We start from the raw sequence: 704 nt of genomic DNA, 5'->3' as shown, positions 1-704 counted from the left end.
CACGAGTTCCTCCGGCGGGTGCGCAAGGAGATCGACGCCCAGTACCCCGACAAGGTGCTGCTGGCGGAGGCGAACCAGTGGCCGGAGGACGTGGTCGACTACTTCGGCGACTACTCCTCCGGCGGCGACGAGTGCCACATGGCCTTCCACTTCCCGGTCATGCCGCGCATCTTCATGGCGGTACGCCGTGAGTCGCGCTACCCGGTCTCCGAGATCCTCGCCAAGACCCCCGCGATCCCGTCGGGCTGCCAGTGGGGCATCTTCCTGCGCAACCACGACGAGCTGACCCTGGAGATGGTCACCGACGAGGAACGCGACTACATGTGGGCGGAGTACGCCAAGGACCCCCGCATGCGCGCCAACATCGGCATCCGCCGCCGGCTGGCGCCGCTGCTGGACAACGACCGCAACCAGATCGAACTGTTCACCGCGCTGCTGCTGTCCCTGCCGGGCTCGCCGATCCTGTACTACGGCGACGAGATCGGCATGGGCGACAACATCTGGCTCGGCGACCGCGACGCGGTGCGCACCCCGATGCAGTGGACCCCGGACCGCAACGCCGGCTTCTCCTCCTGCGACCCCGGCCGCCTGTTCCTGCCCACGATCATGGACCCGGTCTACGGCTACCAGGTCACCAACGTGGAGGCGTCGATGTCGTCGCCGTCCTCGCTGCTGCACTGGACCCGGCGGATGATCGAGATCCG

At 67.8% G+C, this 704-nt stretch carries 1 protein-coding gene; it reads left to right on the top strand.

Annotation, left to right across the window (positions count from 1 at the left end):
• On the top strand, positions 1 to 704 hold a 704-nt coding region (locus AC5WS8_RS39260; protein ID WP_496108253.1), incomplete at both ends, for an alpha-amylase family glycosyl hydrolase.

This window comes from Streptomyces sp. PTL18 (assembly GCF_059510295.1).
Note: the sequence above shows the minus strand (reverse complement) of the source record. Positions and strands in the feature narration are given on the sequence as shown.